This is a genomic window from Parasphingorhabdus sp. W113 (assembly GCF_055693205.1).
Genome location: NZ_CM146328.1, coordinates 2,604,529 through 2,619,797 on the forward strand (window position 1 = coordinate 2,604,529; position 15,269 = coordinate 2,619,797).

The 15,269-nt window shown below is 58.5% G+C and carries 16 protein-coding genes and 1 pseudogene; 2 read left to right on the forward strand and 15 right to left on the reverse strand.

Annotation, left to right across the window (positions count from 1 at the left end; all coding sequences use genetic code 11):
* Positions 1–54 precede the first annotated feature (54 nt).
* Positions 55–870, forward strand: coding sequence for a universal stress protein (locus ACZ1GS_RS12560; RefSeq protein WP_472695523.1), 816 nt, complete (start codon positions 55–57; stop codon positions 868–870).
* A 22-nt stretch (positions 871–892) separates the two neighbouring features.
* Here the strand turns inward: ACZ1GS_RS12560 and ACZ1GS_RS12565 are convergent, their stop codons facing one another.
* From ACZ1GS_RS12565 to ACZ1GS_RS12630, 14 genes and pseudogenes are all read right to left on the reverse strand, one after another.
* The gene (locus tag ACZ1GS_RS12565) at positions 893–1,144 is read right to left on the reverse strand and encodes a hypothetical protein (RefSeq protein WP_472695524.1); all 252 of its coding nucleotides are present in this window, start codon (positions 1,142–1,144) and stop codon (positions 893–895) included.
* A complete protein-coding gene (gene ccoS, locus ACZ1GS_RS12570) occupies positions 1,134–1,313 on the reverse strand; it encodes a cbb3-type cytochrome oxidase assembly protein CcoS (protein WP_472695525.1) in 180 nt (59 codons plus the stop codon). The genes ACZ1GS_RS12565 and ccoS overlap by 11 nt, the downstream gene beginning before the upstream one ends.
* Positions 1,310–3,391: a heavy metal translocating P-type ATPase gene (locus ACZ1GS_RS12575; RefSeq protein ID WP_472698133.1), complete on the reverse strand. Its 2,082-nt coding sequence runs from the start codon at positions 3,389–3,391 to the stop codon at positions 1,310–1,312. Before ACZ1GS_RS12575 ends, ccoS begins: the two co-directional genes overlap by 4 nt.
* A 56-nt stretch (positions 3,392–3,447) precedes the next feature.
* Positions 3,448–3,924, reverse strand: coding sequence for a FixH family protein (locus tag ACZ1GS_RS12580; RefSeq protein WP_472695526.1), 477 nt, complete (start codon positions 3,922–3,924; stop codon positions 3,448–3,450).
* Positions 3,921–5,378 (reverse strand): cytochrome c oxidase accessory protein CcoG, encoded by a 1,458-nt coding sequence (ccoG, locus tag ACZ1GS_RS12585; RefSeq protein WP_472698134.1) that lies wholly within the window; start codon positions 5,376–5,378, stop codon positions 3,921–3,923. Before ccoG ends, ACZ1GS_RS12580 begins: the two co-directional genes overlap by 4 nt.
* Complete coding sequence (gene ccoP, locus ACZ1GS_RS12590) at positions 5,365–6,321, reverse strand: cytochrome-c oxidase, cbb3-type subunit III (protein ID WP_472695527.1); 957 nt, start codon at positions 6,319–6,321, stop codon at positions 5,365–5,367. The genes ccoG and ccoP overlap by 14 nt, the downstream gene beginning before the upstream one ends.
* Positions 6,314–6,475 carry a cbb3-type cytochrome c oxidase subunit 3 gene (locus ACZ1GS_RS12595; RefSeq protein WP_472695528.1) on the reverse strand — a complete coding sequence of 54 codons (162 nt, stop codon included), beginning with the start codon at positions 6,473–6,475 and terminating at the stop codon, positions 6,314–6,316. Before ACZ1GS_RS12595 ends, ccoP begins: the two co-directional genes overlap by 8 nt.
* Positions 6,472–7,203, reverse strand: a complete 732-nt coding sequence (gene ccoO, locus ACZ1GS_RS12600; protein WP_472695529.1) for a cytochrome-c oxidase, cbb3-type subunit II — start codon at positions 7,201–7,203, stop codon at positions 6,472–6,474. Before ccoO ends, ACZ1GS_RS12595 begins: the two co-directional genes overlap by 4 nt.
* Positions 7,204–7,214: 11 nt before the next feature.
* Positions 7,215–8,884 (reverse strand): annotated as a pseudogene (gene ccoN / locus ACZ1GS_RS12605) (cytochrome-c oxidase, cbb3-type subunit I).
* A gap of 159 nt (positions 8,885–9,043) precedes the next feature.
* A complete protein-coding gene (locus ACZ1GS_RS12610; RefSeq protein WP_472695530.1) occupies positions 9,044–9,754 on the reverse strand; it encodes a Crp/Fnr family transcriptional regulator in 711 nt (236 codons plus the stop codon).
* A gap of 151 nt (positions 9,755–9,905) precedes the next feature.
* Positions 9,906–10,451: a single-stranded DNA-binding protein gene (gene ssb, locus ACZ1GS_RS12615; protein WP_472695531.1), complete on the reverse strand. Its 546-nt coding sequence runs from the start codon at positions 10,449–10,451 to the stop codon at positions 9,906–9,908.
* A gap of 51 nt (positions 10,452–10,502) precedes the next feature.
* On the reverse strand, positions 10,503–12,362 hold the full coding sequence (feoB, locus tag ACZ1GS_RS12620; protein WP_472695532.1) for a ferrous iron transporter B: 1,860 nt from the start codon (positions 12,360–12,362) through the stop codon (positions 10,503–10,505).
* A gap of 3 nt (positions 12,363–12,365) precedes the next feature.
* The gene (locus ACZ1GS_RS12625) at positions 12,366–12,632 is read right to left on the reverse strand and encodes a FeoA family protein (RefSeq protein ID WP_472695533.1); all 267 of its coding nucleotides are present in this window, start codon (positions 12,630–12,632) and stop codon (positions 12,366–12,368) included.
* Between the two features lie 113 nt (positions 12,633–12,745).
* Positions 12,746–13,423 (reverse strand): COQ9 family protein, encoded by a 678-nt coding sequence (locus tag ACZ1GS_RS12630; protein WP_472695534.1) that lies wholly within the window; start codon positions 13,421–13,423, stop codon positions 12,746–12,748.
* Positions 13,424–13,573: 150 nt separating this feature from the next.
* Between ACZ1GS_RS12630 and ACZ1GS_RS12635 the strand changes: the two genes are divergently transcribed.
* Complete coding sequence (locus ACZ1GS_RS12635; protein ID WP_472695535.1) at positions 13,574–14,671, forward strand: alkene reductase; 1,098 nt, start codon at positions 13,574–13,576, stop codon at positions 14,669–14,671.
* 35 nt (positions 14,672–14,706) lie between these two features.
* On the opposite strand, the gene ACZ1GS_RS12640 is transcribed toward ACZ1GS_RS12635, so the two are convergent.
* Positions 14,707–15,162, reverse strand: coding sequence for a DUF1465 family protein (locus ACZ1GS_RS12640; protein WP_472695536.1), 456 nt, complete (start codon positions 15,160–15,162; stop codon positions 14,707–14,709).
* Between the last annotated feature and the right edge of the window lie 107 nt (positions 15,163–15,269).

Sequence of the window (15,269 nt, forward strand, 5' to 3'; positions counted from 1 at the left end):
AATGCGGTGCGCACCGCCGCAGACTTATACTTTCTCCACTTGGACAGGAGAGAGATGATGAAATCGATTATATTGCATGTATTTGATGACAATGGGCTCGAGTCGCGGCTGCAAGTCGCGCTGGACATCGCGCGCGGACATGAAGCGCATTTGACCTGTGTCCAGCCAACGACGCAGTTTGCGCCCATGTCGTTCGGATCAATGGGTGGTGACTTTGTATCGGGCATCAGCTTTGACGAAATGGACGCTGCAGAGCGTCGACACCGCGCCAAGGTCGAAGACCGCCTGAAGGATGAGGACGTGTCCTGGGACTGGAAGACCGGACTGGGCGACCCGGCAACGCTGATTACCGACTATAGCCGTCTGGCCGACCTGATCATCCTCAGCCAGTCCTTCGGCAACCGAAATGCGGGCGACGAACCGTTGCCGATTGCGGGCGATATCGCGGTCTATGCTGATGCGGCAACATTAGTGGTTCCAACGGCGCTGAACAGCTTTGACTGCGCCGCGCCGATGGTGATCGCTTGGAATGGAACCCGGGAAGCGGCCAAGGCGATCCGGCTGGCAATGCCGATGCTGCAATTGGCGAAGGAGGTGCATCTCGCCACCGTCGGCGACGATGAAAGCGAATTTCCAAGCACCGAAGCCGCGACCTATTTGACCCGGCACGGGGTGGCCACGGTCCTCCACGAACTGAAAGGCAAAGGCTCAGAGGCGCCGGACATCCTGTTGAACTTCGCAACAGAGCTCGGAGTCAGCGCGCTGGTGATGGGCGCCTATGGTCACAGCCGTTTGCGGCAAACCCTGTTCGGCGGCGTCACCAAAAGCCTCCTTGCCGAGAGCAATGTTCCATTGTTGATGGGACACTGACAGCAAGCTTCGCGGGTTTAGATCAAACCTCTTCTCCCGGCCGGTCACCATCGGCCGGCTTGCGGCTGCAGACCGCATGACAGGCTTGCGCGCAGTCTTCAGGCCGATCCTCATCACGCTCTATCGGCACGGAAACAGTCCGGTTCACGCCATCGGCGCCGCAAACCGACAACATCAGCCTGTCGGTGTCGGGAACCATCGGGGTAACCGCAAGCATGACGACCGCCAGCCAGGCCGGATGACTGGGTCCTGTAAACAGCGGGCTAGAGGCCATTTTCCGGTTCCTCCCGGTTCTGTTGCTCTTCCTGATCATCAATCAGAACCCGCTGCGCAGCTCCGTCGAGATCTTCAAACTGGTTGTGCCGGATCGCCCAGAAAAAGACCACCAGACCGAATAACCCCATCAACAGGGCCACCGGGATCAGGATCATCAGGCCGTTCATCGCGTGGCCCGATTCAGACGCAAGGCATTGCCCACCACAATCAGCGATGAAAGCGACATCGCGATCGCTGCGATCAAAGGGGTCACCATCCCGGTCAGCGCGAGCGGCACCGCCAATATGTTATATCCGATTGCCAGAGCAAAATTCTGTCGGACAATTTGCATCGTCCGTCTGGCAACCTTGACTGCCAGCGCCACTGGCAACAGCGAGTTGCTGGTGAACACCGCATCGGCCGCCTGCTGACCCACATCGCTGGCCGAACCTGGCGCAATCGAGACATGGGCCGCCGCCAGGGCAGGTCCGTCATTCAGACCGTCGCCGACCATCAAGGGTCGATGCCCTGCGGCGCTCAACCGCGTGATCATATCCAGCTTCGCCTCCGGACTGGCGCTGGTTTGCGCAGTCAGTCCCAGCGCTTCGGCAATGGGTCCGACCGATTCCGCCTTGTCACCCGACAGGATTGTGGCGCCGAGGCCCAGATTACCGAGCCCGGCGATCGCCCTATTTACATCTGGTCTTAACATATCGCGCAACTCAATATCGTGGGATTGATTGCCAATCTGCAATGCACAGGACAATTGGCGACCCGCGCGCTCCGGCTTGCCGAGCCGCACGGCGATCCCATTCCAGCACCCAGACATCCCCTCGCCCGGCACTTCCGACACATCTTCCAGCGCGGCCGGCGCGATGCCCTGATCCAGCAAGGCCGCACGCAGCCCTTTGCTGACCGGATGATTGCTCGCTTGCGCCAGCGCCAGCGCCACCTGGCGATGCGGCAGCAAGATCTGTTCGAGATTTTGCGGCACCGGCCGGCCCAGCGTCAACGTGCCGGTTTTGTCAAGCAACACCAGATCAGCCGTCGCCAACCGTTCCAACGCACTGCCATCCTTGATCATCACGCCCTTGCGGAGAAGCGCGCCCGAGGCGACGACTTGCGCTGCAGGTACCGCCAGACCAAGGGCACAGGGACAGGTGATAATCAGCACCGCCACGGCGATCAGCAGGGATTGGTGCCACCCTGCCCCGGCCAGCATCCAGTAAATGAATGCGCCGAGGGCCAGACTATGGACAGCGGGCGCATAGAACCGTGCCGCGCGATCGGCGACCCGGACATAGAAGGACCGCCGTTGCCCGGCGTCATCCATCAGTCGCGCGATATCAGCGAGACTGGTATCTTCCCCGGTAGCCGTAATCCGGACGGTCACCGGCGCGGACAAATTGGTTGTTCCGGCCAGAACATCATCCCCGACGGTTTTTGTCTGCGGTTCGCTTTCGCCGGTCATCAAGGACAAATCAAACGCGCTGCCCCCGGTTTCGATCACGCCATCGGCCGCCAGATTATCGCCAGCAGCGACAATCATCCGCATGTCGGGACGCAGATCGGCCGCCGCCAGCCAGCGGCTGCGACCCGATTCGTCCAGCACCATCGCGCCGGCCGCATTGCGTTTCAGCAGCGCCGCAATTCCGTTCCGCGCCCGATCCCGCATCATCGCATCGAGCACGCGGCCGGCCAGCAGGAAGAAAATCAGCATCACCACGCTTTCGAAATAGGCGTGCGCGCCACCAGTCATGGTTTCAAAAAGACTCAATCCCGTCGCCAACACGATACCAATCATGATCGGCACGTCCATATTGGTACGGCCGTGTCGCAGCGCCATCCAGGCAGAGGCAAAAAAGGGTCGGCCGGAATAAAGGATCACCGGTATTGCAACCAGCGCCGAAAGCCAGTGAAACAGGTCCCGCGTGGTGCCAGCGGCGCCGGACCAGATACTGACCGAAAGCAGCATGATGTTCATCATCCCGAACCCCGCCACGGCCAGCGCGCGGATCAACTTGCTGGTGCCGCCTTTCTCGATGGCCAGGGGATTATCGGCCAGGATCTCGACTTCAAATCCCAGCTGCTCGATCCGGCGCTTCACCGCATCCTCGCCGAGCGTGGGGCGATGGGCCACCGCGACCCGCTTGGTCGAGAAATTGACTCGCGCCGACACGATATCCGGGTCCTGGATCAATCCGGTTTCAATTTTGGATATGCAGCCAGCGCAGCGAATGGCCGGCACGGAAAAGCGCGAAACCACTTCCCGCGCTTGGCGAGATCCGCCTTGGCTATCGCCGGACAAGGATACGGCAACGGTCAAGACACTTCCTGTTTGAGCGTCATTGTCTTGCCCTGATGGACGATCGACACGCGCAGTTTCCAGCGGCCTTGCGGTACCGCTATCGTGCTGCGGTATGCGCCGCCGCTGGTTTCTTCAAAAGGGATAGTCAACGTCTCTGTCCGGCCGACCGGATGCTCGGCCTTAATAACGATATCCGCGCCTTCGAGCGCTGCGCCGGTGGCATCGGTCATCGCCACCACTAGCCGGTCGCCTGACCGCACAGCCGGCGTCACCGTCCAGCCGTAAGCCTGCTGTTGCCGGGCCTGATCGAGCCACTGGTTATATTTCTGGCTCGCCACATAGCTGTTGTCGACCACCGTGCCACCGAAACTCGATATGGCAAAACGTGCCATCACCAGATTGACGCAAACCACGACGGCAAAAAAGGCAACGATAATGACGGTTGCATGGAAACCGGTGAATTTTTTGCGGTCGCTATTTTCCATCGTCATGATCCATTCTCCGGTCGTTCAAAAAAGACGCCATGCGTATCTCTGGCGGTGCGATCATCCCGTGCTTCCACGGCGAGATCAAATTCTTCCCGGGTGGGGCCGTCGCCCGGCGCGGCAATATAGAGTCGCACTTTCTGGACACTGTCGGCTGGCACCGTGATCGCTACGATATCCTGTGCGGTTGCTCGCGCGCCATCGGCCGACCACATGATCGCCGATGGCAAACCGGACTGGCTGATCTCCATAGTGCGGGGCCGGTTCTCCATATTGCGCAAATTGACCGTATAGCTGTTGCGGACATGACCATCCGCCAGCTGCACATAGAGCGGGTTGCGGTCGTGATTGGCGCTAATGTCAATACGGGTGCGATTGCCGACCGCGAACAGCATTGCCAGGCCGATCGCGCCCCATACCGAGAAATAGACCAATGTCCGGGGCCGCAGCAGCGTTTTCAAAATGGGGTTGCCCGGCTTGCCTGCTTTTTCGAGCTCCGCGTCTTCGAGCGTGGCATAGGCGATGAGACCGCGGGGTCGGCTGACCTGATCCATCACCGTATCACAGGCGTCAATACAGAGCGCACAAGTGATACAACCGATCTGAGGTCCTTCGCGAATATCGATCCCCGTTGGACAAACCGCGACGCATTGATTGCAGTCGATACAATCGCCGAACGATCCGGGCTGGGCTTCCGCTTTCTTGACGCTGCCGCGGGGTTCACCGCGCCAGTCGCGATAGGTGACGGTCAGCGACTTTTCATCCATCATCGCGGTCTGAATCCGCGGCCACGGGCACATGTAGATGCAGACCTGCTCGCGCATGAAACCACCGAAGATAAAGGTTGTCGCGGTTAATACGCCAACCGTTGCATAGGCAACAAAGGCCGCTTCCCCGGTCACAAAATCACGCGCCAGGGTCGGCGCATCGGCAAAATAGAATATCCACGCGCCACCGGTTGCGAGGGCAACCAGCAGCCAGATCGTCCATTTGCTCAAGCGCTTGGCAATCTTCTCCGGTCCCCAGGGTGCATCCTGCAACCGGAACTGGGCGTTGCGATCGCCATCAATCGCGCGCTCGATATGCTGGAACACATCGGTCCAGACAGTTTGCGGACATGAATAGCCGCACCAGGCGCGCCCGACGGCAGAGGTTACCAGAAACAGACCAATGCCGGCCATCACCAGCATACCGGCGACATAGTAAAATTCATGGGGCCAGATCTCGATACCGAACATGTAAAACCGCCGGTTGGCGAGATCGACCAGCACCGCCTGATTGGGGGCATAGGGCCCGCGATCCCAGCGGATCCATGGAGTCACATAATAGATCGCGAGCGTGACCGCCATGATCACCCATTTCAGACGTCGAAATGAACCATCGACCGCCTTGGGAAAAACCCCTTTCCGCTTTTCGTACAGTTTCAGTCCGGGATCGAGAATCTCGTCAGGATTGCCCATCATCCGCACTCTCTTCGCCGCTCTGCGCCGCCGCATCGGCATCAGCCGTCGCATCAGGCGCAACCGGCGTAGCTTCACCGCCACCCAGAGAGTGGACATAGACCGCCAGCATCCGGATCGTGACCTCGTCCAACCGGTGACCCCAGCGCGGCATGACACCATAGCGACTATTGGTAATCGTCTCGGTCAGCGACGCCCGGTCCAGTCCGTACAGACTGATCGCATCAGTCAGGTTGGGCGCGCCTTGTTGGCGGTCGCCTTTGCCATCGCTTCCGTGGCAGATCGCACAATTGGTTTCGAACAAAACCGCGCCGCGCTGCGCCGCCGCGCTCTGTTGCTCGCGCCCGCTCAGCACCCGGACATAGGATACAAGATCGGCAATCTGATCGGCTTCCAGCAGACCGTCGCGCCCGAATGCCGGCATCATCGAGAAACGGGTCTCGTCATGCTCCGGATTGCGGATACCGTGGAAAAGCGTATATTCGATTGCCTCGAGATCGCCGCCCCACAGCCATTCATCATCGTTGAGATTGGGATAGCCCACAGACCCGGCAGCGCCCGCGCCATGGCATTGCACGCAATGCACCTTGAACGCCGATTGTCCGCCTTGAATGGCCTGGTTGCGCAGTTCCGAAGGCTCGGCCAGTTGCGCGATCGGCGTCGCAGCCAAGGCCGCACGGATCGGTTCCAGTTCCGCTTCCCGCGCCGCCATTGTCTGCTCGAAATCCCCACGACTGGTCCACCCCAATGTTCCGGTCGTCGCGCTGTTGAGCATCGGCCAGGCCGGATAGAGCACAACATAGACGAGACCCCAGATGATCGTCGCATAGAGCGTCCACAGCCACCAGCGCGGCATCGGCGTATCGAGTTCCTCGATACCGTCCCATTCATGGCCAACCGTCTGCGTGCCCGTGGGTTCATCAATCCGTTTCTTCTCAACCATCGTCACGATCCTCTTCAAAGATCATTTCTGCCGCATCTTTGTTCTTTGCGCTGGAACCGGGCCGGAAGGTCCAGCCAATCAGGCTCAGAAACACCATGCTAAGGAAAATCAGGCCCCAGCTATCGGCAAAATGTCTCAGCTCTTCGTAGTTCATCGCGGCTGCTCCTGCGCTTCACCCGCCTCGAAATCGACCAGCGTGCCAATCATTTGCAAATAGGCCACCAGAGCATCCATTTCGGTCAACCGGTCCGGATCGCCGTCAAAATCGCGCGCTTGCGCTTTCGGATAGCGCTTGATCAGATCGGTGGGCGTGGCGTTGGGATCGGCCTGGGTGACCAGATCCTCATTGGCCGCAGCAATTGCCTCGTCGCTATAGGGCACGCCGACTCGCTTTTGAGCGGTGAGATGCTGCACCATGTCGCCAGCGTTCAAGTCCTTTTCGGCGAGAAAGGCATAAGGCGGCATGATCGATTCCGGAACCACCGAGCGCGGGTCGATCAGATGCTGGACATGCCATTCATCCGAATAGCGCCCGCCAACCCGCGCCAGATCGGGCCCGGTGCGTTTGGAACCCCATTGAAACGGATGATCATACATGCTTTCCGCCGCGAGGCTATAGTGACCATAGCGCTCCACTTCATCGCGGAACGGGCGGATCATCTGGCTGTGACAGCTGTAACAGCCCTCGCGGATGTAGATATTGCGCCCAGCCAGTTCGAGCGGAGTGTAGGGGCGAACGCCTTCCACTTCCTCAATCGTGTTGTCGATCCAGAATAGCGGCGCAATTTCGACAATCCCGCCAATTGCCACCGCAGCAAAGGCTGCCAGTCCGAGCAGCGTAACATTGCGTTCAAGCTTCTTGTGTTTTTCAGCAAAGGCCATGAGCTTTCCCCTTATTCCGCTGGTGCAATGGCAGGACGAGCCACGATCGGCTTGTCGGCTTCGGGATTATGCGGCGTTTCGGTCATCGCTTTCTCATCCCGCTGGCGACCGGCAATCGTCATCCAGACGTTGTAGACCAGCACCAGGGCTCCAGCGAGGTAGAGCAACCCACCCGCTGCGCGGATCAGGTACATGGGCAGCATCGCCGACACGACTTCGGAAAAGGCGTAGACAAGATAGCCATCTTCGCCATATTCGCGCCACATCAGGCCTTGCATGATGCCAGCCACCCACATGGCCGCCGCGTACAGAACGATACCGAGCGTCGCGAGCCAGAAGTGCCAGTTCACCATCCGCAGGGAATAGAGCCGCTGGCGACCCCACAGGCGGGGAACGAGGTAATAGATGCAGGCAAAGGTGATCATGCCGTTCCATCCCAGCGCGCCGCTGTGGACGTGACCAATGGTCCAGTCGGTATAGTGCGACAGGCTGTTCACCGCCTTGATCGACATCATCGGCCCTTCAAAGGTGCTCATCCCGTAAAAAGCGAGGGCAAGCACCATCATCCGGATAATCGGGTCGGTGCGGATCTTGTCCCACGCGCCGTTGAGCGTCATCAGGCCGTTGATCATCCCGCCCCAGCTCGGCATCCACAAGATGATCGAGAAGACCATCCCCAATGTCTGCGCCCAGTCCGGCAGCGCCGTGTAGTGCAGATGATGCGGGCCGGCCCAGATATACAGGAAGATCAGCGACCAGAAATGGATGATCGACAGGCGATAGCTGTAGACCGGTCGTTCCGCCTGTTTGGGCACGAAATAATACATCATCGCCAGGAAGCCGGCGGTCAGAAAGAATCCGACGGCATTATGGCCATACCACCATTGCGTCAGGGCATCCTGCACGCCGGCAAAGGCGCTGTAGCTTTTCGCGCCAAGCAGACTGACCGGCATCGCCAGACCATTGACGAGATGCAGCATGGCAACCGTCAGGATGAACGCGAGATAGAACCAGTTGGCGACATAGATATGGGGTTCCGAACGGCGCGCGACGGTTCCGATGAACACGGCGGCATAGGAAACCCAGACGATGGTCAGCCAGATATCGACATACCATTCCGGCTCGGCATATTCCTTGGACTGGGTGACTCCCATCAGATAGCCAGTGGCCGCCAGCACGATAAACAGCTGGTAGCCCCAGAAAACGAAACGGGCGAGGCCGGGAAGGCCAACCTCGCCCTGCACGTGCGCTGAACAACGTAAAAACTCGTTGCGATCAGCGCATTGCCTCCAAAAGCAAAAATTACGGCAGATGTGTGGAGCGGGCGCAGGCGCCCGAATGTGGTATATTCAAGATTGAAGTTGAGCACCGGAAACGCCAGTTGCAGCGCGATCACCAGGCCGACTGTTAAACCGGCAATGCCCCAGAATATGGTGGCGATCACACCCCAACGGATGACATCATCGTCATAGCGCCCGGGGTCTGCGGGGGCCTTTAATATCCCCCGTGCCATCGCGGCATAGTCAACCTTGTTGATCGTCACGAGCAGGGCAATCACTGCCGCTGCCCCCATGATCGCCATGTGGACCGCAAACCCCGTGTCCACAGCGAGAACCATCGCGGCCAGCGCAAGAAATGCGAGCGCCAGCCAGCCGCCGGCTTTTAACAGCAAAATATCCATAATTTCCTTCCCCGTTTCAGCGATTTGAAAAATCGCGGTCAACGGGGAACCAGTGCCACGCAGACCTGATGGCCGCATTGATCTAGATCAACGGATTGAAATAGCTTCGAATTTGGCAGATTTCGGGGTTTCGATTGAAACGCATCCGGATTTCATTCTTTAGCGAACCAGAGAAATATCAGCTATTTCAGTCAAGCGCTGGTGATCCAGAATTTCTACGGTTCTGTTGTCAGGCAAGGCAATCACCGCGTCCTTCTTGAGCTGGGTAAACTGGCGACTGACCGTCTCTATGGTCAAACCCAATATATCCGCTACCTGTTGTCGCCCGAACGGGAGCATGAAGGTTTCAAGCTGACCGGTAACCGTCACGCAAGTAGCATCGGCCATGCGCTCTGACATTTCCAGCAGAAAGGAGGCGACGCGCTCTGCCGCTGTTTTCCGGCCAAGCAGCAGCATCGAGCGGCGCACCCGGTCGAGTTCGACCAATGTACGCTGCAGAAGCTTGTGCTCCATGTCCGGATGCGCACGAACGAATTTGTCAAAATCGGAGCGCGCAAAGACACACACTTTGGAGTCCGCCAGCGCGGTGACGGAAAACTCGTTTTTGTCGCCAAACGGCCGGCCGACAAAGTCTGACGGATATAGCAGGCCGATAATCTGCTCGCGCCCGTCTTCGAGCGAGGATGTCAGCTTGAAAACACCTTCCACGACATTGGCCACGATCAGGGAATCATCGCCTTCCCAGATCAGTGCCTGGCCCGCTTTGATCGCAACCTTTCGGGAAATCTGGTTCAGTGCAATCAACTCATCCGGATCGAGAGCAGAGCAAATCGCTCGGTTCCGCACGCTACACAGGTCGCAATTGCTCATTTTAGTCCGTTACCCTCATCGGTCTTGGAGGCTGGTGCCTCGGTCGGTCCCCTTCGATAGACGTGATCGTATTGATTGGCGTTACGGTTGGCCGCAAATGGTAATTGTCGCCCAGGCCTCCCAACCCGGACTGCACTATCGGCCAACAATTCTAGAACGGTACGTCGTCATCCAGGTCGCTGTCAAAGGCGCCGCCGCCCTGACCGCCGCCTGAGCCACCACCGGAACCGCCGCCGGTTTGTCCCCAGCCATCATTGCCGCCGCCAGATGATCCACCCGAGCCGCCACCACCGCTGCTCCAGCCGTCATTGCCGCCGCCTTGGCCGCCACCCATGCCGCCACCCTGCCGGGAGTCGAGCATTTCCAGCTTGCCATCAAAGCCTTGCAGCACGATCTCAGTCGAGTAGCGATCATTGCCGGAATTGTCCTGCCACTTGCGGGTCTGCAACTTGCCTTCGATATAGACCTTGCTGCCTTTGCGAAGATATTTTTCCGCCACGCCGGCGAGGCCCTCGGAGAAAATGGCAACGCTATGCCACTCGGTCTTTTCCTTGCGCTCGCCGGTGTTGCGATCTTTCCAGCTTTCCGATGTCGCAATTCGCAAATTGCAGACCTTTCCGCCATTGTTGAACGTCCGCACTTCGGGGTCGGCACCCAGATTTCCTACGATGATAACCTTGTTAATGCCGCCAGCCATTGTCTGTTCCCCTCAGAGGTATAAATGTTAAATTTCGATTCTCTTGAGGGTCTATAGACCGAGGGCGACAGCACTCCAATATGTAATCCCCGCCGCGACATATGCGAGCGCAAAAAGATAGCCGAGCATGAACATTGGCCATTTCCAGCCATTGGTTTCCCGTTTGGTCACGGCGATCGTCGAAATGCATTGCGGGGCAAAGACAAACCAAGCGAGAAAAGCCAGCGCGGTGGGCAGAGACCAGCGGCTTTGCAGGCGCTCGGTCAGAGAGCGGGCTTCGGCTTCTTCATCCGGGGCGTCAATTGCATAGGTTGTCGCAAGAGCCGCCACTGCAACTTCGCGCGCCGCCATGGCCGGGATCAGCGCCAGGGCGATGTCGCGGTTGAATCCAATCGGAGCGACCACCGGTTCGATCACATTGGCAATCCGCCCGGCGGCGGAATAATCCACCTGACTCAGCGGACTGTCGACCGGCACTTTGGGATAGGTCAGCATCAGCCAGAGCACGACCGTCGCGGCAAAGATGATGGTGCCGGCGCGACGCAAGAATATCCAGGCGCGCTGCCAAAGGCCAAGGAGAATATCCCGGATCCGCGGCAGCTGATATTTCGGCATTTCCATCAGGAAACCACTATTGGGACCCTTGGCCACAGTGCTCCGCAGGACGAGGGCGACAAGCATCGCACCGACAATTCCGAAAATATAAAGTGCGAACAGGACCAGGCCCTGCAAGCCCACGCCCCATCCCACATCGCGCGCCGGGATGAACGCGCCGATGATAATTGCATAGACCGGCAGCCGCGCCGCACAGGTCATAAGCGGCGCGACCAATATGGTTGTGAGCCGGTCTTTGGGATCGGCAATACTGCGGGTCGCCATGATGCCCGGGATGGCGCAGGCAAAAGACGACAGCAGCGGTATAAAACTGCGACCGGACAGACCGACGCTGGCCATTAGCCGGTCCATGATAAAAGCGGCGCGAGTCATGTAGCCGCTGGCTTCGAGCAACAGGATGAACAGAAACAGGATCAGAATCTGGGGCAGAAACACCACCACCGATCCCACGCCACCAATCGCGCCTTCGATCAGGAAGTCTCGCAAAAAACCTTCACCAAGACTGGCTTCAATACCGCCAGCGGCCCATTCGGTGGCGCCTTCAATCCAGCCAATCGGGGCTTCGGACCATGCGAAAACCGCCTGAAACATGACGAACATGGTCGCCAGCAAAATCATCGGACCGACAATCGGATGCAGAAAGACAGCATCGGCCCGCTCCGACCAGCGGCGGCCGGCGGTTTCTGAAACCACCGCCAGACTGGCGATTTTCTGTGCTTGTTTGCGCAGCCCGCTGTCGCGTTGCTTGGGAACGATCAAGGCTTCCGGGTTGATTTCCTCGGCCAGCCGCGTCTCAATTGCAGCGGACAGGTCCTCCAGACCGCGCCGGCGAACGGCCACGGTGGGGATAACCGGTACACCCAGCGCCTGTTCCAGCTGGGCAGGATCAAGCGTCAACCCGTCCCGCTCGGCGAGGTCCATCATGTTCAGCGCCACAATCACCGGTTGCCCCAGCGCGATGATTTCCAGCGCGAACCGCAGATGATTGTCGAGATTGGCAGCGTCGAGCACGATGATGATCGCGTCCGGTTTGCGCTCGCCCTTTTGCTCACCGAAAATCACGCTGCGCGTAACCGCTTCATCGGGACTCGTCGGATCAAGGCTATAGCTGCCTGGCAGATCGACCAGCTCCACGGGCCGTCCATCAGACAACTGAAAGTGGCCTGATTTGCGTTCGACGGTCACGCCAGGATAGTTTGCAATTTTCTGGCGTGCACCGGTTAGCGCGTTGAACAGGGCGCTCTTGCCGGCATTGGGGTTGCCCGCAAGGACAATGAGGGGCGCTGCTGTGCTCATTTTCTAGGCCGAAACAATCACCGATATCGCCGCCGCATGGGCTTTGCGGACCGCGACCATCATTCGCCCCACTTTCAGGGCGATCGGATCGTTGAAACCGAACATGCCTTTGTGGAGCTTTTCGACCTGCACCCCTGCATCGATACCCAGAGCCCGCAAACGAGCGCCTTCATTTTCGGACATCGCATCCCAGTCGATGGCGGAAATTTCAGCGCGCTGACGCATCGACAGGCGGTCTAGGGTCAGCGCTGTTGTAACGGGTGCGTGCATAGGAAAACTCGATCAATCTCAGTTGCGATTGATTATCAATATTAATTGATGGTGGCGAGTCTTTTGTGGCGACATCGCTGCAGATCGGTGACAATTCTCTCAGAATACCGGGATCAGCTGCCCCGGTAGCGCAACCGTCCAATGAAACGGGCCATGCTGAACCGATCCCCGCCCGGGCGGGTCAGTTTGGCCTTGGCTTTTTCAAACTGCATGACATTTTCAATGCGGCGATCGAGAAACGCTCTCGTCTCGGCATAGGATTCACTCTCGTCATCCAGAAACACGCTGATTGTGCTGCCGTAGACCGCTGATAACAAGGTGCGCTTGGTATAGTGATTGTAATCGGTCGATGTATCACCCGCCAGCCGCCACATGGTATCAGCCGCGCGCCAGCCCAGTTTCGCGGCCTGGCGAATATGCGGCGGCGACGCCAATATGGCGAGCGCCCGCCGCAAGCCTTCGCGGTTCGACTCAAGCAGTTCCAGACGCGCCAGCACCAAAGCGGTAATCCGCTCGCGAACCTTCATCGCGGCAAGTTCAGCGGCGCCATATTTTGCGGCCATGCCTTCATCAATCGCCTGGAACCAGGCATCGATCATATCAACTGGTCCGGCGTTAAACGCCAGTCGTGCAAGGTCCCCATCAACCGATTGATCGGCAGCAACCGCCAACACGGCTTGCTCGTTCCAGCCATCAAATGCAGCATGTTCCGCGAGGTGCGGCGCCAGAAAAGCCCGCACTTCATCCAGTGTCGGATCGTCACGCAAAGACGGTGATGCTGGTGCAGCCATGGTTCCGGTTCCTCAAACACCGCACAGAATAGCGCAGTAAACTTTCCCGATATAGGCAGAAAGAGAAAATTTTCAAAGCACTGCATTGCATTAATCGACTGGCCTGCGTAGCTATTCATCAAGCAATTAAACCAGAGAAAGTCTGTCTGCATGAGCACGTTATTCGATCCTATCACCATCGGCGCCATTACCGCCCCCAACCGGATGTTCATGGCTCCGCTGACCCGTTGCCGTGCAACCATGGAGCACGTGCCAACCCCGATCATGGGCGAATATTATTCGCAGCGCGCCGGTGCGGGTGTGATCATTTCGGAAGCGACGGGGATCAGCCAGCAAGGTCTCGGAACGCCGTTTGCGCCGGGAATCTGGACCGACGAACAGACCGAAGCGTGGAAGCCGATTGTCGAGCAGGTCCATCAGGCTGGCGGCCGGATCATCTGCCAATTGTGGCACATGGGCCGAATCGTTCATCCGGATTTTCTCGGCGGTGAAAAGCCAGTTTCATCCTCCGCCACCACCGCGCCGGGCAGCGTCCGGACCTATCAAGGCAAGCGCGACTATGTCGAAGCCCGGCCTTTGGAACTGGACGAGATACCCGGCCTGCTTGATGATTATCAGAATGCCGCAGAAAACGCGAAAAAGGCTGGCTTTGACGGAGTACAATTGCACAGCGCCAATGGCTATCTGATCGACCAGTTCATCCGCTCCGGCACCAACTTCCGCACCGATCAATATGGCGGCTCGATTGAAAACCGGATTCGCTTGCTCGGTGAGGTCACGCAGCGCCTCGTCGACGTCTGGGGCAGCGATCGCGTTGCCGTTCGCCTGTCTCCCAATGGCGACTCCCAAGGCGCTGACGATGCCACGCCTGTGGAAACGTTCACCGCTGCGGCCAAATTGCTCGATAGCATCGGCATCGCTTTTCTCGAGCTGCGCGAACCACCGGCTCATGGTACCTATGGAAATACCGATATTCCTGCCGTCAGCCCCGATATCCGGCCGGTTTTCAGCAAACCACTGGTATTGAACAGCGACTATTTCTTCGACAACGCCACGGAAGCCCTGGACGCCAACAAAGCTGATGCGATCAGTTTCGGCCGGACGTTCATTACCAATCCAGACCTCCCGGAGCGCTTTCGCACCGGCGCCGCGCTCAATCCGATCGACTTCACCCCGACCTGGTATAGTCAGGGGCCGGAGGGTTATGTGGACTATCCGACGATGGAAGCGGCCAAAGCGACCGGCTGAGGCGGCGAAATGTCTCGGCTGGAAATCAGTGTGATCTAGAAGGAGCTTTGCAGCCTGCGGAACATGTCATGGATTGCCGGCTCTTCGACTTGCTCCTGTTCTAGACGCGCCGACAAGCGTTGCAACCGCTGAAACAGCTCTTCGCTGACCATGATAATCTGCTGAGCTTCCGCGGGAAATTGCGCGACCATCGGACCATCACTCGCGGCTGCGTAACCGAGCGCGCGGTCATGATTCCATTGTTCGCCTTCGGACAAATCACCGGCATGGAGCGCGCGCTGATTCAACAACCAGGCGATGCAGTGCATCAGCCGCGTGGTCACCTTCAAGGATTCGCAGGAAAAAGACACAGCGAGCGCTGCATTTTCTTGGCTCTGTTCGTGAAAGCGGCCCGATTCGAAATAGGACCGCGCCTCATCCGCCAGAATCATCGCTTCGGTGTACAGCGCGTCCAGCAATTTGGGCGTGATCAGTGCTTCGGTATCGGCCATCAGGCAGACCTAGCAAATTTTCCGGCCTCGGGACCAGATAAAAGTCATTGCCGGATGGTTAATATGGGGGCTGTTTCAAACTGATACGCGGAAACAGGTGAAGTTAA

What these genes read in the sequence shown, in the direction of transcription:
- ACZ1GS_RS12625 (WP_472695533.1), bottom strand. Translation starts at nt 12,632, where the DNA reads ATGCACGCACCCGTTACAACAGCGCTGACCCTAGACCGCCTGTCGATG.
- ACZ1GS_RS12610 (WP_472695530.1), bottom strand. Translation starts at nt 9,754, where the DNA reads ATGAGCAATTGCGACCTGTGTAGCGTGCGGAACCGAGCGATTTGCTCT.
- ACZ1GS_RS12595 (WP_472695528.1), bottom strand. Translation starts at nt 6,475, where the DNA reads ATGAACTACGAAGAGCTGAGACATTTTGCCGATAGCTGGGGCCTGATT.
- ccoS (WP_472695525.1), bottom strand. Translation starts at nt 1,313, where the DNA reads ATGAACGGCCTGATGATCCTGATCCCGGTGGCCCTGTTGATGGGGTTA.
- ccoG (WP_472698134.1), bottom strand. Translation starts at nt 5,378, where the DNA reads ATGGGCAATCCTGACGAGATTCTCGATCCCGGACTGAAACTGTACGAA.
- ACZ1GS_RS12630 (WP_472695534.1), bottom strand. Translation starts at nt 13,423, where the DNA reads ATGGCTGCACCAGCATCACCGTCTTTGCGTGACGATCCGACACTGGAT.
- ACZ1GS_RS12635 (WP_472695535.1), top strand. Translation starts at nt 13,574, where the DNA reads ATGAGCACGTTATTCGATCCTATCACCATCGGCGCCATTACCGCCCCC.
- ACZ1GS_RS12565 (WP_472695524.1), bottom strand. Translation starts at nt 1,144, where the DNA reads ATGGCCTCTAGCCCGCTGTTTACAGGACCCAGTCATCCGGCCTGGCTG.
- ccoP (WP_472695527.1), bottom strand. Translation starts at nt 6,321, where the DNA reads ATGGTTGAGAAGAAACGGATTGATGAACCCACGGGCACGCAGACGGTT.
- ACZ1GS_RS12560 (WP_472695523.1), top strand. Translation starts at nt 55, where the DNA reads ATGATGAAATCGATTATATTGCATGTATTTGATGACAATGGGCTCGAG.
- ACZ1GS_RS12580 (WP_472695526.1), bottom strand. Translation starts at nt 3,924, where the DNA reads ATGACGATGGAAAATAGCGACCGCAAAAAATTCACCGGTTTCCATGCA.
- feoB (WP_472695532.1), bottom strand. Translation starts at nt 12,362, where the DNA reads ATGAGCACAGCAGCGCCCCTCATTGTCCTTGCGGGCAACCCCAATGCC.
- ACZ1GS_RS12640 (WP_472695536.1), bottom strand. Translation starts at nt 15,162, where the DNA reads ATGGCCGATACCGAAGCACTGATCACGCCCAAATTGCTGGACGCGCTG.
- ssb (WP_472695531.1), bottom strand. Translation starts at nt 10,451, where the DNA reads ATGGCTGGCGGCATTAACAAGGTTATCATCGTAGGAAATCTGGGTGCC.
- ccoO (WP_472695529.1), bottom strand. Translation starts at nt 7,203, where the DNA reads ATGGCCTTTGCTGAAAAACACAAGAAGCTTGAACGCAATGTTACGCTG.